The organism is Microcoleus sp. S36b_A4 (assembly GCF_036700645.1).
GTDB lineage: Bacteria > Cyanobacteriota > Cyanobacteriia > Cyanobacteriales > Microcoleaceae > Microcoleus.
Genome location: NZ_JAUBPI010000040.1, coordinates 1 through 18362 on the forward strand (window position 1 = coordinate 1; position 18362 = coordinate 18362).

At 47.4% G+C, this 18362-nt stretch carries 11 protein-coding genes; 5 read left to right on the top strand and 6 right to left on the bottom strand.

Annotated features, from left to right (window positions below; genetic code table 11):
• Window positions 1–186: 186 nt before the first annotated feature.
• The 3 genes from QUA03_RS14760 to QUA03_RS14770 form a co-directional block, all read right to left on the bottom strand.
• Entirely contained in the window at window positions 187–1083 is an 897-nt protein-coding gene (locus QUA03_RS14760) for an alpha/beta hydrolase (protein ID WP_333213040.1), read from the bottom strand.
• A gap of 217 nt (window positions 1084–1300) precedes the next feature.
• Window positions 1301–2743 (bottom strand): D-alanyl-D-alanine carboxypeptidase/D-alanyl-D-alanine endopeptidase, encoded by a 1443-nt coding sequence (dacB, locus tag QUA03_RS14765; RefSeq protein ID WP_445304762.1) that lies wholly within the window; start codon window positions 2741–2743, stop codon window positions 1301–1303.
• 81 nt (window positions 2744–2824) lie between these two features.
• Window positions 2825–3151 (bottom strand): (2Fe-2S) ferredoxin domain-containing protein, encoded by a 327-nt coding sequence (locus QUA03_RS14770; RefSeq protein WP_333213042.1) that lies wholly within the window; start codon window positions 3149–3151, stop codon window positions 2825–2827.
• Window positions 3152–3395: 244 nt separating this feature from the next.
• Between QUA03_RS14770 and QUA03_RS14775 the strand changes: the two genes are divergently transcribed.
• The 3 genes from QUA03_RS14775 (at window position 3396) to QUA03_RS14785 (ending at window position 6465) form a co-directional block, all read left to right on the top strand.
• The gene (locus QUA03_RS14775) at window positions 3396–3857 is read left to right on the top strand and encodes a CBS domain-containing protein (protein ID WP_333213043.1); all 462 of its coding nucleotides are present in this window, start codon (window positions 3396–3398) and stop codon (window positions 3855–3857) included.
• A 120-nt stretch (window positions 3858–3977) separates the two neighbouring features.
• The gene (gene nblB / locus QUA03_RS14780; RefSeq protein WP_333213044.1) at window positions 3978–4652 is read left to right on the top strand and encodes a phycobilisome degradation protein NblB; all 675 of its coding nucleotides are present in this window, start codon (window positions 3978–3980) and stop codon (window positions 4650–4652) included.
• Between the two features lie 511 nt (window positions 4653–5163).
• Window positions 5164–6465 (top strand): CAP domain-containing protein, encoded by a 1302-nt coding sequence (locus tag QUA03_RS14785; RefSeq protein WP_333213045.1) that lies wholly within the window; start codon window positions 5164–5166, stop codon window positions 6463–6465.
• A 324-nt stretch (window positions 6466–6789) separates the two neighbouring features.
• On the opposite strand, the gene QUA03_RS14790 is transcribed toward QUA03_RS14785, so the two are convergent.
• Entirely contained in the window at window positions 6790–8511 is a 1722-nt protein-coding gene (locus tag QUA03_RS14790) for a bifunctional diguanylate cyclase/phosphodiesterase (RefSeq protein WP_333213046.1), read from the bottom strand.
• 351 nt (window positions 8512–8862) lie between these two features.
• On the opposite strand from QUA03_RS14790, the gene QUA03_RS14795 reads away from it, so the two are divergent.
• Window positions 8863–9393 (top strand): adenylate kinase, encoded by a 531-nt coding sequence (locus QUA03_RS14795; RefSeq protein WP_333213047.1) that lies wholly within the window; start codon window positions 8863–8865, stop codon window positions 9391–9393.
• A 245-nt stretch (window positions 9394–9638) separates the two neighbouring features.
• Here QUA03_RS14795 and murQ read toward each other — a convergent pair whose 3' ends face one another.
• Both murQ and QUA03_RS14805 read right to left on the bottom strand, forming a co-directional pair.
• A complete protein-coding gene (gene murQ, locus QUA03_RS14800) occupies window positions 9639–10553 on the bottom strand; it encodes an N-acetylmuramic acid 6-phosphate etherase (RefSeq protein ID WP_333213048.1) in 915 nt (304 codons plus the stop codon).
• 189 nt (window positions 10554–10742) lie between these two features.
• Complete coding sequence (locus QUA03_RS14805; RefSeq protein WP_333213049.1) at window positions 10743–11117, bottom strand: DUF3110 domain-containing protein; 375 nt, start codon at window positions 11115–11117, stop codon at window positions 10743–10745.
• Window positions 11118–11608: 491 nt separating this feature from the next.
• Between QUA03_RS14805 and QUA03_RS14810 the strand changes: the two genes are divergently transcribed.
• The gene (locus tag QUA03_RS14810) at window positions 11609–18337 is read left to right on the top strand and encodes a translocation/assembly module TamB domain-containing protein (protein WP_333213050.1); all 6729 of its coding nucleotides are present in this window, start codon (window positions 11609–11611) and stop codon (window positions 18335–18337) included.
• Window positions 18338–18362 lie beyond the last annotated feature (25 nt).

Genomic DNA, 18362 nt, shown 5'->3' on the forward strand with positions numbered 1-18362 from the left:
CGTCCAAAAAGGACGGGCGGGACGCCCATCCCACAATAACAATTAAAATTGTAAGTTATTTAATTCGCGATCCTAAGTAGGGTGCGTCAGATATTAAGAACGGGCAAGATACCCGTTCCACAAAAATTCAATCTTCTTGTGGAACGGGCATCTTGCCCGTTCTTATGTGCAAGCGTTAATTTTTTTCTATGCCAAAGCCACAGAAGGATAAGAATTTCTCAGAAAACTCAGCAATTCTCGATTCACCGTTTGCGGCGCTTCCTGCTGAATCCAGTGACCACAGTTAGGAACTAATTTTAACTTAAACGGAGCCGTAATTAATCTGTCTAAACCTTCTACAAGTTTGTGGCTCAAAAACGCATCTTCTTCTCCCCAAAGTACCAAAGTAGGCACTGTCACAGGTTCTAATTTCTGCCCCAAATTCCAAAGCCTCTGCGGGTGAAACATCTGCCGATAATAATTGATAGCGGCGGCTAATACTCCCGGCTTTTCTAAAGCAGTCTGATAAATCTTAGTTTCCTCAGCACTAAAAGATCCTTTGCGAACAGCTTGTCCTTGAAAAACATTGTGAACAAAATCTTTCAAGTTTTGCCGGATCAACAATTCCGGAATGCCCGGAACCTGAAATGCCAAAACGTACCAACTGCGACGGATTTGATCTAAATTGCTCGCCATTTCCTGCACGAATCGCTGCGGGTGCGGAGCGTTTAAAATTGCCAAGCGGTTGAGTTGTTCAGGGAATTTTTGAGCTAAGTGCCACGCAATCGCCCCTCCCCAATCATGACCTACAACGTGAGCTTTTGTATAACCGAGGCTCGAAATCAAACCGCGAATATCCGCGCTCAGCGTATCTAAATCATAGCCGCTTTCCGGCTTGTCGGAATCGTTGTAGCCCCGCAAATCCGGCACCACAACCTTGAAATGACGGGCTAAAGCAGGGATTTGATGACGCCAAGAGTACCAAAACTCTGGAAACCCATGCAGGAGGAGAACGAGCTCGCCTTCTCCTTGAGAAACGCAGTGCAGGCGGATGTTATTGGTTTCGACAAAGATGTGTTGCTGTTCGGAATCTAAAGAATTCATAGTTGGAAAGTTAGACTTATTTTCGGGAAGTACAGAACCCGCCGACTGGTAGCAGGCTGAAACGGCCCAATGCTGTTAATTTTTCTACTTTTATTGTAGCTGATTTTCGAGCCCCGCCACTGCAATCTAATTAAACTTAAAACTTGTAGGGTTTTTGGGTGTCCGGTGTTTTAGGTGTAACTACTGAGCTTAACTTTCTCACCTTAAATGTATTGTTTTAACAGCGGCGCAGGCGATTCAATAATAGCACAATTTCGTCCGTTGCCGATCGCATTTTTGCAGTCGATAGGTCAGATTGATTGACGATAATGCTAAACACCAGCGGTTCGTAATTCGGAACTTCGATATATCCCGACAGCGCCGAAACTCCGCTCATAGTTCCTGTTTTTGCTTGCATAATTACGCGATTTGGTGTAGTATTAAAGCGATTTTTCAAAGTGCCGCTCTCACCAGCGATCGGCAGTGACTGGCGGTAAATAGATGCAGTAGGTGAATTGGCCATAAATCTCAAAGTTTGCACCAAGGCTTCTGGAGTAATTAAATTGTGCCGAGACAAGCCGGAACCGTCGGCTAATATGTAGCTGTTTGGATTTACTCCTAATTGAGTTAAAACTGCCTTTACCTCTTTCAAACCGCTTTCACCTGTATCCTCTTGTGGCACAGGCACCTTGTCTGTAACTTTTCCCAGCAATCTCAATAAAACTTCTGCATAAAGATTGTTGCTTTCGCGATTAGTTTCTCTCACCAGTTCCGCCAGCGGCGGCGATTCAACGGTCGCTAATTCTTGATTTAAATTGCTAGAAGCCGATGCAACTAAAGCCTGTTTAACAGGAATTCCCTCAGCCGCCAGGGCTTGTTGAAAATACTGCAAAAAATTATTAGCGGGGTTGACAACTGCGACATAAGCTGATTCAGGTTCTGCACCAACTTTCAACTGTCCGCTGACTCGAATTATAGGTCGATCGAACTCCCGGCCAACTTCAATAAACTCGGATTCGTTTTCGGCGACTGTTACTGAATTGTTCTGAACTTGCCACTGATTTGCCAGCTTTGGTTCGGCAAAAGTAACTTTCAGAGGTTGCCCCAGAGCCTGTGGGGACAATAAAAGGTCGATCGCGTTTTGATTGAAAATTAAACTGTTAATCGGCGCTCCGTAGCCAGCTTGCGCGTCTTCCCATTCCCAATTCGGATTGACTGCACTACCTTGAAAATAGCTGTCATCGCCAATCAACTGGTTAACTTGACTGATTCCCCGCTGCTTCAACTGCTGCGCCAAGGATTTCAACTGAGCCTCAGCAATGCTCGGATCTCCCCTGCCGGCCACGTACAAACTGCCATTTTCGCCGCTGTAAACCGATGTCTTAATCCGAAAATCTGCACCGAGTTTCTGCAAAGCAGCCGCTGTAGTTAGCAGCTTGGCATTTGATGCTGGAATAAAATATTTTTGGGCGTCGCGGCTGTAGAGAGTAGTAGTAGAAGATAGAGGTTGAATCAAAATGCCCCAGCGCGATCGACTAAATTCGGGACGGTTGGCGATCGCATCTACTTGCGCCCCCAATTCCCCCGGACAAATATCCCCAGCAACCGCCGACGTTTGAGCAGCAACCGCCGATGGACGCCCCAGAATTAGGACTAACAAACTAAGCGCAATTCCTTGGATTTTCAAAGTGTCAGTTCCTTAGCAATAACTATTAAAATTAGATGCGCCCGATCTTGGAAGTTTCACGGAATCAAGTCAATATTAATAATAATAACGCGCATGAATTCTCGGATTGAACAGCGCCTCTACAGGTTTTCCCCCTTTGAGGTGCTCTTCCACAATTAACAGTACATCACTCGGTTTAACTCGACAATACCAAATTTCGTCTGGGGTAACTCGTACAGTCGGGCCAGTGGTGCACTGTCCCTGACAGCTACAGGCTTCCACTTTCACCCCGGCAACTTGTTGAGCTTCAAAAGCAGCTAGCACTGCTGCTGAACCATTTTTCAGGCAAGATTGATACTGGCAAACCAATACACAGCGCGCTTCTGGTTGGGAGTCTGGTTCTCTGGCTGGAGATTCTGGCATTGGTAAGGATTTATCCGCTATTTAAGATATCTTAACAATCTTGTCAGGTCGATCGCCCGCTGGAGTCCGGCAAACGGCAGAATTTTATAGTGCGATCGAAAAAACAGCAAAATTCTGGCATTCAAACTTTTTCCTTCTTTACTACCTTCAAACCAATCCTTTCAGCAGAGCTGCCTTTCTTCAGTCTGTGTCACGCTTTGCCTATATGATCGATAAGGAGAGATAACTCAATCAACCGCTAATCATGCCAAAAACAGTAGCCGATGTAATGAGCCGCGAGCCGATTTTGGCGCGACCCGAAATGCCCTTGAACGAAGCGATTAAAATTTTAGCTGATCGACGCATTAGCGGTCTTCCCGTCGTAGATGAGAATGACTTGTTGGTAGGAGTCATCTCCGAAACCGACTTGATGTGGCGGGAAACCGGCGTAACTCCGCCCGCTTATATCATGGTGCTCGACAGCGTAATTTATTTGGAAAATCCCTCTCGTTACGAGCGAGAACTCCACAAAGCTTTAGGACAAACAGTAGGAGAAGCGATGAGTACAGACCCAGTTACCATCGGGCCCGACAAATCTATCCAAGAAGCTGCCAAACTGATGCACGATCGCAGTATCCATCGATTGCCGGTGGTCGATTCGGCGGGCAAAGTAATAGGCATCCTCACTAGGGGAGATATTATCCGATCGATGGCTGCGGAATCTTAATTAACTTTTGCAGTTCCAGGAGTGTATCAGAAAATGAGTCGATCACTCCTTAAATCTCGCTTGCTTTTGGCAATTACCAAATCAAAAATCAAAAATCAAAAATCAAAAATCAAAAATCCGATGAGCATTACCCCTGAGTCTGTCGAACAATTGCTGAATTCCGAGGATTTTGGCGAAAGACTGCGAGCAGTCAACCAACTGCGGCAACTAGAACCCGCGATCGCTTATAAACTGATTCAAATTGCGATCGGCGACAAAAACGTCCGGGTTCGCTACGCAGCAGTCAGCCAATTATCAACCCTCGGCACGCAGAATCTGGCGAACGCTTTAGAGGTACTGCGAAATAGCCTGAACAACGACCCCGAACCCGACGTGCAAGCAGCAGCAGCGGATGCTTTGGGCGCATTGAAATTAACTGATGCTTTAGAAGATTTGCAGCAAGTTTATAGCAGTACCTCTGAATGGCTCGTACAACTGAGCATCGTCGCGGCTTTGGGAGAAATGGGAGATCCGAAAGCCTTTCCGATGTTAGAAAATGCCCTGACTTCTGAAAACGAATTGATCCAAACCATTGCCATCAGCGCATTAGGTGAATTGGGAGATAAACGGGCGCTGCCGCTGCTGCTTCCCTACGCTTCCAATGCAGATTGGCAGATCCGTTACAGAGTCGCCCAAGCTTTGGGGCGGTTGGGCGGTGCAGAAGCACAGACAGCTTTGGAAATTCTCGCCAAAGATGAGGTTGAGCAAGTTGCTCAGGAGGCTAAAGTCGGACAAGAAAATGGTTTGAAATCTTGAGATTGCTTTTGTGATCGCGAACAAGCCTGCGCGGTTGTGAATTTTGAATGAATTTAGAATTTTTTGTGAGGATTCTACTAAAAACTCTGTTCGCGATCGCACACATATTTCAGAAACCCGGTTTCTTCCTATATTTCTTGTTCCTCTCTGCAAAACTCCTAGAAACCGGGTTTCTAGCCAGCCAGCCAGCGGGCTGGTTGCGTAGCGTAAACCTTACTGATCAGGAAAAATCTAAAATCTAAAATCTAAAATCTAAAATTGTATTGATGCCACGGGCGATCGCACATTCCTTTGAAACTCTCCTTAAATTCGAGCGTACTCTTCCCTTTCCCAATCAGAGCCAGCCTCTTGACATCCACACTTTGACAACAGCTATAATCAAAATAGATACAGCAGCGGCAGGGATTAACACAATTATTGAATTGTGTCCAGCCACCGATCGGGGAAACTATCGTTAAGACGGTAAGCCATCTACCAGCAAAACCAAGTCTTAAAACTGTTGATCATCCCCATGCTTGAACAATTACCAAATTCAGGTTCTCAGTCCTCGGACATTTTAACAGGAGAGCGATCTGCCTCTCAAATTGCCCCAACTTCAACCACCAATCAAAACTTTATTTATAGAGTTTTAGAACTTACAAACATCGAACGCGGCAAATTGAGTTTATCACCGCTAACCTTAAATACTCAGTTACTAAATGCGGCGGAAAATCACAGCCAAAACATGGCACTGCAAGACTTCTTTTCGCATACCGGAAAAGATGGTTCGTCATTCACCAGTCGCATTACTACAACGGGCTATCAATTCTCAGCGGCAGCAGAAAATATTGCTGCGGGTTCTTCTACACCCGAACAAGTTGTATCCTCTTGGATGAACAGCAGCGGCCACCGGGCTAACATTCTTAACCCGAATCTCAAAGAAATTGGGATTGGTTACTATTTCTTAGCCGACGATACTGGCACAGAAAATTTCAATCACTATTGGACGCAAGTTTTTGCGACTTCTCTTGACGGTAGTGTCAATCCCGCACCGACACCTACTCCCACACCTACACCGACACCTACTCCCACACCTACTCCCAACACATTGGTATCGATTACTTCGCCAATACTCAATGCTATAGGGGACGGCAGCCCGACGACAGCACCCAAAAATACAGCCAGCGACGGCAATTATTTCCTATCAGATAGTGCCGATACTCAAATACCGACAAATGCTGCGGGATTGCCAATTTTTGCCCTTTCCGGCAAAGACAATATCACGGGGGGAGAAGGTGCTGATAGCATCAATGGAATGCAAGGTGCGGATACAATTAATGGCGCAGGCGGCAATGACAGCTTATCGGGTGGCAAAGAATCGGATTCAATTGATGGCGGTGTTGGCAATGATTTTATCAGCGGAAACAACGATAACGATCGACTAATCGGATCTGACGGTAACGATATTATTCGCGGCGGCAAAGAAGATGATGTCTTGATTGGCGGTAACGCCGACGATTTGTTGGCGGGCGATCGCGGTCAAGATATGCTGACCGGCGGTGCTGGAAATGATACGTTTATCCTAGCAGGAGGTTTGTCTGCGGCGGCTACTTTAATAAGTGCAGATGTAATCGTCGATTTTGGGGCTGGGGATAACATTGGCTTGACGGACGGTATCGGGTTTGCCAACTTGACTTTTGAAGCTGTGAGTTTGCAGTTGGATGGAGGGGCAAGTGTCGCTTCTACGGCGATTAAGTCGGGGAACAATTATTTGGGCATCGTGCAAGGTGTCAGTCAAAGTCAGCTTACATCTTCTGTTTTTGTCAATGCCTAAAAAACAGCATACCCAGATTCCCGACTTTTTGAAGAAGTCAATCGATTTTAGATTTTAGATTTTAGATTTTAGATTAAAGAATTGAAGCATTGACCTCACGGATAAATTAGGGGGCTCCTTTATCGGATACAGGTTTTTTATTTCTGGACGGATGAATCTGGGGGCTTGTATCCTGGATGCTTTCGGTCAACTCAACCGCAGGCATGGGTACTGAGTTTACGATCGCATTATCAGTGAAAGCCAACTTAATCCGGTCAAGTCAGAGGTTTTTGCAAGCTGCCGTCATACCCTTCGGGTTGACGGTGAGTTCTTGACTGGTGCAGCTTAAAAGTGGGTAGCAAGAGCGATAGATGCTGCATCAGACTGAAACGACTCATTTAGCAGTTTGGCGATCGTATCAGCGTTAGCAGGGCGACTGAAGTAAAACCCTTGACCTTCATGGCAGCCTCGCGCTTGCAGGTAGTCACGCTGCTCCTTGGTTTCAATGCCTTCTGCGGTGATCGTTAATCGCAGACTTTTTGCCAGAGCAATGATCGCATCAGTAATGGTGGCGCTGTCCGGGTTAGACAGTACATCTTGGACAAAGGATCGATCGATCTTGAGCATATTAACCGGAAACCGTTGCAGGTAGTTGAGGGAAGAATAACCTGTGCCAAAGTCGTCTAGGGCAAGGGACACGCCAAGTTCTCGCAGTTGCATTAAGGTTTTGACCGATCGCTCGATGTCAGTCATCAAGGCAGTTTCAGTCACTTCCAGTTCTAAATACGCAGCTTCGAGTTCGGTCTCTGCCAAAACTTGGCGAACCATCTCAACCAAATTCCCCTGCTCAAATTGTCGAGCCGACAGATTCACCGAAATCCGCAGCGCTGGCAGCCCAGCCAGTTGCCAGCTACGGGTTTGAGCGCAAGCCGTTCGCAAGATCCATTCACCAATAGGAACGATCTCGCCATTGGCCTCGGCGATCGGAATAAATTTTGCCGGAGAGACCAAACCCTCTGTAGAATGCTGCCAGCGAACCAGCGCCTCCGTTGCTGTCACCTGTCCGCTGTCGAGGTCGATCAGCGGTTGATAGTAAACCAGTAGTTCGTTACGATCCAGCGCTCCGCGCAGGCTATTTTCTAGGGTCAGTCGCTCCTGTAACTGAAGGTTCATTTCTGGTGAATAAAACTGATATTGACTCCGCCCTTGCTGGTTTGCCTGATGAAGTGCGAAGTGAGCTTGCTGGAGAAGTTGCTCTGCAGAATTGGTATTTTCTAAATGGTTCAATGTAATGCCAAGACTGGCGGTGAGGTGGATCGGTTGGCCCTCTACAGAGAAAGGTTTTGCTAGTGTACTCAGCAGCAGTTGGGATAGCTTGACCACACTCTCCAGCGAGGGGAGGTCGCTGCGAGCGATCGCAAACTCACCATCGCCCAAACGCGCCAAGACATCTGACCGATCCATGCACTGTACCACCCGTTGGGAAACGGCTCTAATTAGTAAGTCGGATATCCCAGGCTCCAACGCATGGCGCATCCCTGTGAAATCATCGATACCCAATACCAGAACTGCGACCATGGGTGAGTGATTTTGGGATCGGGTTTCATTCAGGCGATCGCAGAATAAATCACGATTTGGCAACCCAGTCAGTTGATCGTAGTGGGTAATGTAATCAATCAATTCATCTAGTTTGTAAAGCGTTTGTGAGGAATTTGCCATCAGCGTACCAACTTCATCATTAAACTCTGTGGGTAAGTGCGGCAATATTCTTGTATCGAGGTAGTTTTGTAGAGCCTCCGAGGTTAAGATTACCGGAACCAGGAGGTAGCGTAGCGTAGAAAGCGTTACTGCCGTACCCGCTAATGTCGCCAGCAGAGCAATCAGCAGAACCCGGACTGATGTCTCTACAGAGTAAGCGTTTGAGGTAAGAAACCAGACCATTAAGGTTAGCAAAGGAACGTGCGTGCCTAAAAATGCAACCACCATAATTTTGGCAGTGTAGCTTTTTTTTAGCCAGGGGAGATGCCCCAAGGATGAGTATAGGTTAAGGTTAGGCTTTTGTTGCATAGGACTCGGTTTAAAATTTTAAAGTTGGTAGAGTATCCAGCAGTCTCGTACTAGGTGCGTTGGCTCCAGAAACGGCTTTTTTAACTAAGGAGCGATCGCCTTAGATTTGACAGATATTTTACAAATCGATCGGCAATACCGGGCTACGATCGCTTGTCTGATAAAATATCCAAGTGATCGCTAAACAACAAATATATGTACTGACCCTAATCGCCTTTTTCAAAAACGTCAGTGATCCGCGCCACAAATCACAAAGTTGATTTTTCAAAAGCTACAAATTAGCTTGACATTCAGCTTTTAGTCCGCTACTGATAACTAATGACTACTAACTAGATTACTAAAAAGGGAACTATGAAAAAAGTAGCCGTGTTTGGCAATGCAGGAGGCGGTAAATCAACTCTCAGCAAGAGGTTATCTGAAATCACTGGTTTGCCACTTTACGCCTTGGATAAGATTCAATATCAATCTGGGGGTGCTGAGGTTCCAAATGAAGAATATAAACATATCCATGAGAAAATTTTGGCTACTGACCGATGGATTATAGACGGGTTTGGTTGTATGGAAACCGTCTGGCTTCGACTCAACGAGGCGGATAGTCTGGTTTTTGTTGATTTGCCACTATACGTGCATTTCTGGTGGGTGACTAAACGGCTGATTACAGGTAAGTTTATACCCCCAGAAGGCTGGCCGGAAAAGAGTCCTATCTTAAAGAGTTCAATTAATAGTTACCGTGTTCTTTGGTTGTGTCACAAATATTTGACTCCCAGATATCGGGATTATGTCGATCGCGCTCAAAATACCAAAAGTGTTTATCACATCAGATCCACTGAAGAGATTTCACAATTTTTTGAATCGATAGTGCAAATAACAGTTGACAGTTGACAGTTGACAGTTGTTAGCTGCTACCAATAACCAATAATATCATGTCCGATCTAGTCACCGCGATACCTTCGTCGGGGCGGGTTTATCGCATCTCTCATTGTTAATATAGATCGTTCCTTAACCTACTCCTACAGCAATTATGGGCGAAGCGAAGCGGAGGGAATTGACCGGACACGATCTAACTAATAATCAATAACTAATCGCCAATAACTAAGGACTACTGACTACTGACTACTGACTACTGACTACTGACTAATTGATGCCACAGCCAATCGCAAATTCCCTTGAAATTCTCCCAAAATGCGATCGCACTCTTCCTTCTCCAAATTAGTCCAGTGCATCATCAAAGCTAATTTAACCGACTTGCCACTTTTTTCGAGCAAAAAACCCGCCTCATCCCGGTTCAAATCAGTTAAATCCTGCAACATCCGCACAGCCCGATCGCGCAATTTCTTATTAGTCACTGCCACGTCAACCATTCGATTGCCGTAAACCTTGCCCAGCTTCACCATTACCCCAGTCGAAAGGATATTCAAAGCCATTTTTGTGACTGTACCGGCTTTCAAGCGCGTCGATCCCGCCACTACCTCCGGGCCAACCAACAACCGAATATCAACATCAGCCTCAAAATTCACTTGTTCGACGGGTACGCAAGCCATAAACACAGTTTTCGCCCCCCGCTGGCGCGCCGCCTGCAAAGCGCCCGCCACAAACGGCGTCGTACCTCCAGCCGTAATGCCGACAACCACATCTAAGTTGGTAATTTGACGGTGGGCGATCGCCTCGGCCCCATCCTCAGCCCGATCCTCCAAATCCTCCGAACTCCGCACCAAAGCCCCCGCACCCCCGGCAATTATGCCCTGTACGAGTTCTGGTGGCGTGCAGAAGGTGGGGGGACACTCGGCCGCATCCAGCACCCCCAAACGCCCGGAAGTACCCGCACCGACATAAAACAGGCGACCTCCTTGACGCAGAGACTCGGCTGCAATGTCGATCGCTTGGGCTAACTGTTCGCGGGCACGGGCGATCGCGCTTAAGGTTTCGGCGTCTTCCCGGTTGAACAAGTCCACTAATTCGATCGAACTGAGTTGGTCTAAATTCTCGCTGTTGGTATTCACCTGTTCAGTCAGCAGATGGCCCCGTTCTTCCAAATTCTTCATTTTTTGTTAGTTGTTAATTGTCAGTTGTCGGCTAGTCCGTGGAGGGGGTAGGCACGGGGACACTACCCCTACAAAACGATGATTTCCCTGAGAATGAAACCGCCCTGCCTTCTTCCCTTTTCCGTCTTCACCTCGAATCTCAATATCCATCCGTTAAATCCCGTATACTACTCGTTGCCGAACTTCCTATTACAAAAGTCCTTCGAGTCGGCGGCGAATAGAATCCAGTTCGTTTTGGGAAACCTCAGAATCAGGTTCGGGTTCGGGCTCGGACTCCGGCTGCCACTGAGTCTGTGTTACATTGTCTTCTGGCGGAATAGCCAGCGCGCCCGCGGGGACAAGTTCCCAATCATAATCAACACTGTCGCAGAACTCCTTAATTTCCTCCTCGTCGATCGCCTCGACAGTGGGCTCGGGGAAATCCTGAGCTTCCAACATCACGCCAAAGCGGGTGGCGTCGTCTTCTGACTCAAACATCAGAACTTTGTTGCGATCGCCGAGTTGAATGGTATGAATTCCCTCATTCTCGGTGCGGGCATTGAAGAGTAAGACGAACACTCGCATAAGTTTTAAAGACCTTCTTAACCACCGTTTTTTTATCTTAGAAGCGATCGTGCGATTTTAGATTTTAGATTTTAGATTTTAGATTGACTGTCGATTTTAGGTGGTGTTGCGTGTTTTGATTAAGTTCGGTAAAGGTTTCTAGAGTCTACTCTGGAGTGGGGGCGTGTTTAGATTTTAGATTTTAGATTTTAGATTTTAGATTGACCACCGATCCTGCACTGCGGGGGGAATCTAGAGGATTTGGAGGAGTTGGAGGACTTGGTTTTAGGTGGTGTTGCGTGTTTTGATTAAGTTCGGTAAAGGTTTCTGGAGTCTACCCTGGAGTGGGGGCGTGCCTTTTGCCTGCGATCGATCCGGGGATCGGCACTTCCGACCTCACTTCTGAGTCTACCAAAGGCAGAAGCCACCCTGGCGAATCACAGAGATTATACCTGTCTAAAATCGGCTGATTTCCTATAATTCCTGAATTCTCTGATTTTTGAGAAACACCCATGACTAACTCGGACGATAACAAAAATCAACTCGCACCCCGTCCCCATCGCCGCTGGTGGCGTCTGCTGCTGCTTAGCGGTACGGGATTAAGTATTCTCGCCTTGGTGGGGGCGGCGGTAGGATACCAGTGGGTGCGGGAAAAGTTAGCTCCTTTGGTGGAAACGGAAGTCAGTCAGTTGCTGAAGCGACCTGTGCAACTCGGACGTTTGGAGGGATTTTCTCTGACAGGTTTGCGGTTTGGCCGATCGACTTTACCTGCAACTCCTACCGATCCCGATTACGCTTCTACAGAAGCAGTGGAAGTGCAATTTTCAATCTGGCCACTGCTGTTCAACCGCACTCTCAAATTAGACATTACCTTAGTTAAACCCAGCGCTTATATCGAACAGGATGCTCAAGGCCGCTGGGTTAATATTCCAACTAGGGAGCAAAAATCTCCGGGTTTATTTAAAACTGAAGTTGAGGCAATTCGAGCTGAAAATGTTGGCGCAGTTTTGGTCCCTAGTCCCGCAGTCGGACAGAAAACTTCGGCTCCTATTTCTGTAAATCTGAAAAATGGCAGTGCTCTATTTCGCGACCAAAATCAGCGCGTTCTCTACGAAGTAAACGGTCAGTTTACTAACAGCGATAATTTTATACTTAAAGCTGACTCTATGTTACCTGCAGCTCAAACTAACCTGCAGTTGCAAGGTCAAAATTTGCCTTTGCCCGACCTCGCTCGCTTGCTAAAACTTTCCAGCATTTCTTTACAAAAAGGTCTTGCTAATGGCAATTTGACCGTGCAAGTGCGAGACAATAAAGTATCGGGAATTACCGGAACGGCTAGTTTTGGAGGAGTGCAAGCGAGTATTCGTCCGCTGAAACAAATCATACAAAATAGCAGCGGTCAGTTGCGGTTTCAGGGAACTAATTTTATTGTCGATAGTCTGGCGGCTAATTACGGTCTAATTCCGCTGAGAATAGCAGGCACTGTTGCCACGGGAACTAATTTTAATTTGGAGAACGCTAGCTTCAATCTAACAACTAATGTGCAACCAGTCGCTTTTGCAAGTGTTGTCAGCGCGGTGGAGACAGAGTTAGGGCAGAAAGTTGTATTGCCCGTTGCTGTGGCGGGGGAAGTGAAGGCGGATGCCAAGCTGACTGGAACAGTTGCAATGCCGGTGCTGACAGGTACGATCGCCTCGACAAAACCCGCTACGGTCGATCGACTGCAATTAAACAATATTAGCACTAATTTCAAATTGGAACGGGGGAGAATAGCTCAAACCCCAACTCCCAATTCTAAATCTTCTATTCCCCCGTTTTCCTCTTTAGGTTTGACTTTGAGCGATATTTTGCTAGTGCCGGCGGCGGGGGGTAAAATTGGTGGCAAAGGTGAAGTTGATATTGCCTTGGGAAGTGAGAATTCGCGATCGGGTTTGGTGTTTGACTTCCAAGTTGAAAATGTACCCGGAGACGCGATCACCCAAATTTACGCTCTCCCAATTCCTGCTGGTGTTAATATTGGCAATGTCTCCGCAAAAGCTCAAATTTTCGGCCCGTTAGACAACATTCAAGCGAGAGTTCAATGGCAAGCACCGCAAGGAACTTTCCCCGCTGCAGGCGAAATTCGAGCCGCAAGGAATTCGGCTGATTTGCAAAATACAGTTGTGAAAATTGGCAACGCTTCTGTTAACGTGGATGCTGCGCTAAAAGACCGTCAGTGGCAAGCTTTGATCGAGGGCGATCGCGTGGATCTCAACAGTTTGCAGCAAGTGCTGCCCGACCTTAATTTGCCTCCTGAACTAACCGGTTTGTTCAGCGGAACCGTCGAAGCTGCGGGAACTCTGGACGATTTGAGTTTAAATGCGATCGCTGCGACAGGCAAAGGAAGGTTGAATATTGCTGACAGTATTGTTGATGTTAATGGCGAACTAGAATCGGGGAAATGGCAAGTTTTTGGCAACACTGAAAAAGTAGCTGTCAATCAATTAATTGATATTGGATTGCCGTTTTTAGCACGGGAAACGACCGCAGATATAGACAATCTAAAATCCAAAATCGAAAATCTAAAATCGTTAGGCGGGCAGCTAGCAGGTGAATTTCGAGTGGGGGGCAATGTTGACAATTTGACTGCTGGCGGAATCAATGTTAATGCCAACGGTAGGCTCAATTTTGCCGACAGCAATGTGAATTTAAACGGAGAATTGGTGGCGGGAAACTGGCAAGCAACAGCACAAACAGATCGCACTTCCATCGACCGCTTAGTAGATTTGACACTGCCGATTTTAGATGTGGCTTCAGCATTCAATCCCGAAAATCAGCAATCTGCAAATCTCAATAATCTAAAATCCAAAATTCAAAATCTAAAATCGATTGACGGACTGCTATCGAGTCAATTTACAGCATGGGGAAGTCTTGACAATTTGACGGCTAGCAGTATCAATGCCAGCGGCAGCGGCAGACTCAATCTTGCCGGCAGCAATGTTAATTTTAAAGGAGAATTGGTGGCCGGAAACTGGCAGGGAACGGCAGAAACAGATCGCACTTCCATCAGCCGCTTGGTAGATTTAGGATTGCCGATTTTAGATGTGGCTTCAGCATTCAATCCCGAAAATCCCCAAACAGTAGCCAACATCAACAATCTAAAATCCAAAATCCAAAATCTAAAATCGTTAGACGGACAAATATCTAATCAAATTCAAGCCAGCGGTAGTCTTGATAATTCAACCGCCGCCGACATAGGTGTCAGCAGCAGCGGAAAACTCAATATAGGGGACGGTACTCTTGCTTTTAGAGGTAAATTAGAAGACAGACGCTGGCAAGCTTTCGCCGATGCCGATCGAGTTATTCTCAGTCGCTTAGCACTAGATTTGGGAATACCTATTTTAGATGTAGCTTCAGCATTTAATCCCGGAAGTCAGCAAACTGCCAACATCAACAATCTAAAATCCAAAATCCAAAATCTAAAATCGATTGACGGCAGAGTTAACGGCGAATTCCAAGCAGCGGGTAGTTTGGATAACTTGACAGCGAAGGGAATTAATGCTAGCGGAGAAGGAGTGATTGTGGTCGATCGACTCGGGGCGATCAATACTACAGCAAAATTGGAAAACGGCAACTTGCAAGCATTGCTGGAAACCAACGGAATTGCCGTCAGTAATTTAGAACAAACCCTCAAACAAACAGGTTTGCTGACAGCGGATTTACCACCAGAAATTAACGGAACCCTCGACGGCCAAGTCCGCATTTTGGGAACAGTAGATAATCTAACCGCCAACGGCATCACCGCCAACGGCGACGGACAAATTCGACTCGCCAACGGCGGAGGAATTGTCAATGCTAAAGGCAGCGCCGCATCGGGGAATTGGCGCGCGTCAATTGAGGGCGAGCAAATTGCTCTAAGTCGCTTCCAGCAAGCTTTTGAGTCGCAGCGACAAAGCTTGCAAACCGGAGGTGTAGTCTCTGGTGTCCAAAATCTCCCCCAGCTTGGAGGGCTGTTTAACGGCAATATCAATTTATCCGGCCCGATTGCGGCGGGCACGGGGGCACCGCCCCTACAAAATGTTCGCGCCGGTGGCAGTTTCCGCATCTCGGAATTGCCGTTTTTGAACCAACCTTTTGAGGCAGTATTTAATTGGGACGGCAAACGGGTGGAAATTGAGAACGCTACAACTCCGGGTTTGACAGCAAACGGCTTTGTTAACGTCGAACTCGAAGGTAGAGGAGGGCCCTCAATTTCCAACTTAGATTTGGATGTCAGACTCGCCAAATTTAACCTGGAAGCCTTACCAGCAGAACAACTAGGATTTTTGTCTACAATTGCGGACAAAAATTCCTCACAGCAAAACCCACCCCTGCGCGGCAATGTAGATTTTACCGGCAGCCTTACCGGAACCCTCGCCGCCCTCAGCTTAGTTGGCGACGTGGAAGTCCGAAATTTAGCAGTAAATCAAATCGCTTTTGACCCGGTACTGGCGGGGAGTGTGAATGCGGATGCTGGGAAAAGTGTAGATTTGCGTTTGGCCGGTCGCCAAGACAAAATCGAAGTAGCTTTAAATCAATCTTTTCTGCCGACATCTTTCTTAATTCAACGCGGGGAATCCGTGGCTAGAGGCCAAACCGAGGGAGAAACTTTGCGAGTTAATTTAAGCGATTTTCCCCTCGCTGCTTTGAATCTATCACCCGGTAAAGATGCTGGTTTGGGGCCGATAACTGGTACGGTTTCGGGACAAGTAAATGTGCCCGGTTGGAAGATGCCGTTAAATCCGGCGACTTTGCAAGCAAGTGGACAAATTGCGATCGCCCAACCGGCGATCGGCTACATTAAAGGTGACAGTTTCCAAGCCGAATTTAGCTACGCTAACGGCAGCGCCACTCTCACAAATGGCATATTCCGCCAAGGCAGCGGTCAATACTTAATTTCCGGCAATGTTCAAACAGGCGCCAACCCGCAATTTGCCGGGAAAGTTAACGTACAGCAAGGCAATTTGCAGCAGGTTTTAACCGCTTTGCAATATTTCAATTTAGGCGACTTGGCTAGAGGCCTAAAACCTCCCGTTTACGCTAGCGCCGCCGACGTGCAAACTGTAGGAGTGGGAGAACCAGAAGCCCCGCTAATCGAACAGTTGCGCCGCTTGGCAGAAATAGAAGTAATTTTGCAGCAGCAGCAAGCAGTGGAAACATCAGAAAAATTGCCTCCCTTATCCCAATTGCAAGGCACTTTTGGTGCGGAAATTGCTGTCGCCGGTTCTTTGCAAACGGGTGTGGAAGCTCAATTTAATGTGAAAGGTGATAACTGGCAGTGGGGAGAATATGTCGCTGAAACGTTCAGCCTTGAAGGCAGTTTTCAGGACGGAATCTTAACTGTTTTGCCTTTGGAAATTCGATCGGGCAAAAGTGCGATCGGCTTTTCGGGACAAATCGGGCAAAAAGCTCAATCCGGGCAGTTGCGGGTAGAAAATGTGCCCGTTGAAGAGTTGGCAGAACTGGTGGAATTGCCTTTTGTGGATGTCACGGGAAATTTGAATTTACGGGCGAATTTGGCCGGCAGTTTGGAAAACCCGCAAGCCACCGGGGAATTGAGTTTGGTTGACGGTACGCTAAACGGAGAACCGATTAAACAAGCCGACGGCAGTTTCAGTTACAGCAACGCCCGCCTGAATTTTGGCGGCAGCGCTTTGGTAACTCAAACCGAACCGATTGAAGTGCAGGGAAGTTTGCCTTTTGAGTTGCCGTTTGCAGCCGTGAAAGCTGACAGCAATCAAATCGATTTGAGGGCGAATTTGCAAAATGAAGGTTTGGCAATTATTAATGTATTGACTCCGCAAGTTGCGTGGGTCAGCGGTCAGGGACAGGTGCAAATTCGCGTGGGAGGAACGCTGCAAGACCCTGTAGCGCAAGGAATTGCGAATTTTGACAATGCAACCGTCCGCGCGCAAGCCTTCCCAGAACCGCTGACGGGGCTGACTGGGACGGTGCGCTTTGAGGGCGATCGTATTCGGGTAGAAGGAATTCGGGGACAGTTGAGTCAGGGAGAAGTTGTCGCCCAGGGCGTGATTCCGCTGTCTGTGCCTTTTGCGGAGGGCGATGTCGATGTGGCTAATCCTTTGACTGTAAATTTAGACAAGTTGGCAGTGAACCTCAAAGGATTGTACAGCGGCGGCGTAGTCGGTCAAGTGCAGGCAAGGGGCACGGCTAGGCGTCCGCAGTTGAGCGGTAATATTGAACTGTACAACGGCGAAGTATTTCTCCGAAGTCCCGGCGGCGGCCGAACTGAGTTAGCTTCTTCCTCTTCTGCTTCTGATTCTGATTCGACATCTTCCCCTTCCCCTGCGACTGAGGTTTCTGATTCCCCTTCTGCTGCGACTTCCCCTTCCCCTTCCCCTTCCCCTTCCTTTGAAGTTGGATTGAACGATTTACGACTGAATTTGGGCCGGGGAATTCGGGTCACAAGTGCGCCGATATTGAGTTTTCAGGCGACTGGGGGCTTGACGGTGAATGGAACTCTAGATGACCTTCGCCCGGAGGGTACAATTCGGTTGACTTCCGGGTCGGTGAATTTGTTTACAACGCAGTTTAGACTCGATCGAGGATACCCGCAGACTGCTACCTTTGTACCAACACAAGGACTCGATCCGACGCTGGATGTGAGATTAGCAACCTCGGTGCAGGAAGTAACGCGGTTCCGCACTCCCGGCACATCTGTAGCCTCTGAAATCGCAGACGAACCGACAACTTTCGGCAGCGTGCGGAGTGTCCGAGTTCAAGCGTTAGTGCAGGGAAGGGCTTCTCAGTTGGGAGAAAATCTGGAGTTAAGGAGTTCTCCGAGTCGATCGGAAACAGAGATTGTAGCGCTCTTGGGCGGCAGTTTCGTGCAGACTTTGGGACAGGGAGACAGTACACTGGCGATCGCAAATTTAGCCGGTGCGGGTTTATTGAACAACCTTCAATCGGCGATTACCAACGCCACAGGATTGAGCGAATTTCGCTTATTTCCCACTCGGATTAGAGGCAACGAAGCACAAAGTGCTAGTTCCAGTTCAGGTGCGGGTTCTCTCGGTTTAGGTTTAGAAGTTGGGTTTGACATCACGCGCAATATTTCAGCATCAATCATTCGAGTTCTGTCAGCAAATCAACCGACTGAATTTACTGTGCGCTATCGATTGAGCGATAAACTTTTACTCAGAAGTTCCAGTAATTTTCAAGGAGACAATCGCGTCACTGCTGAATATGAATTGAGGTTTTAGTTAGCAAAAAATACAGTCTAAAAAA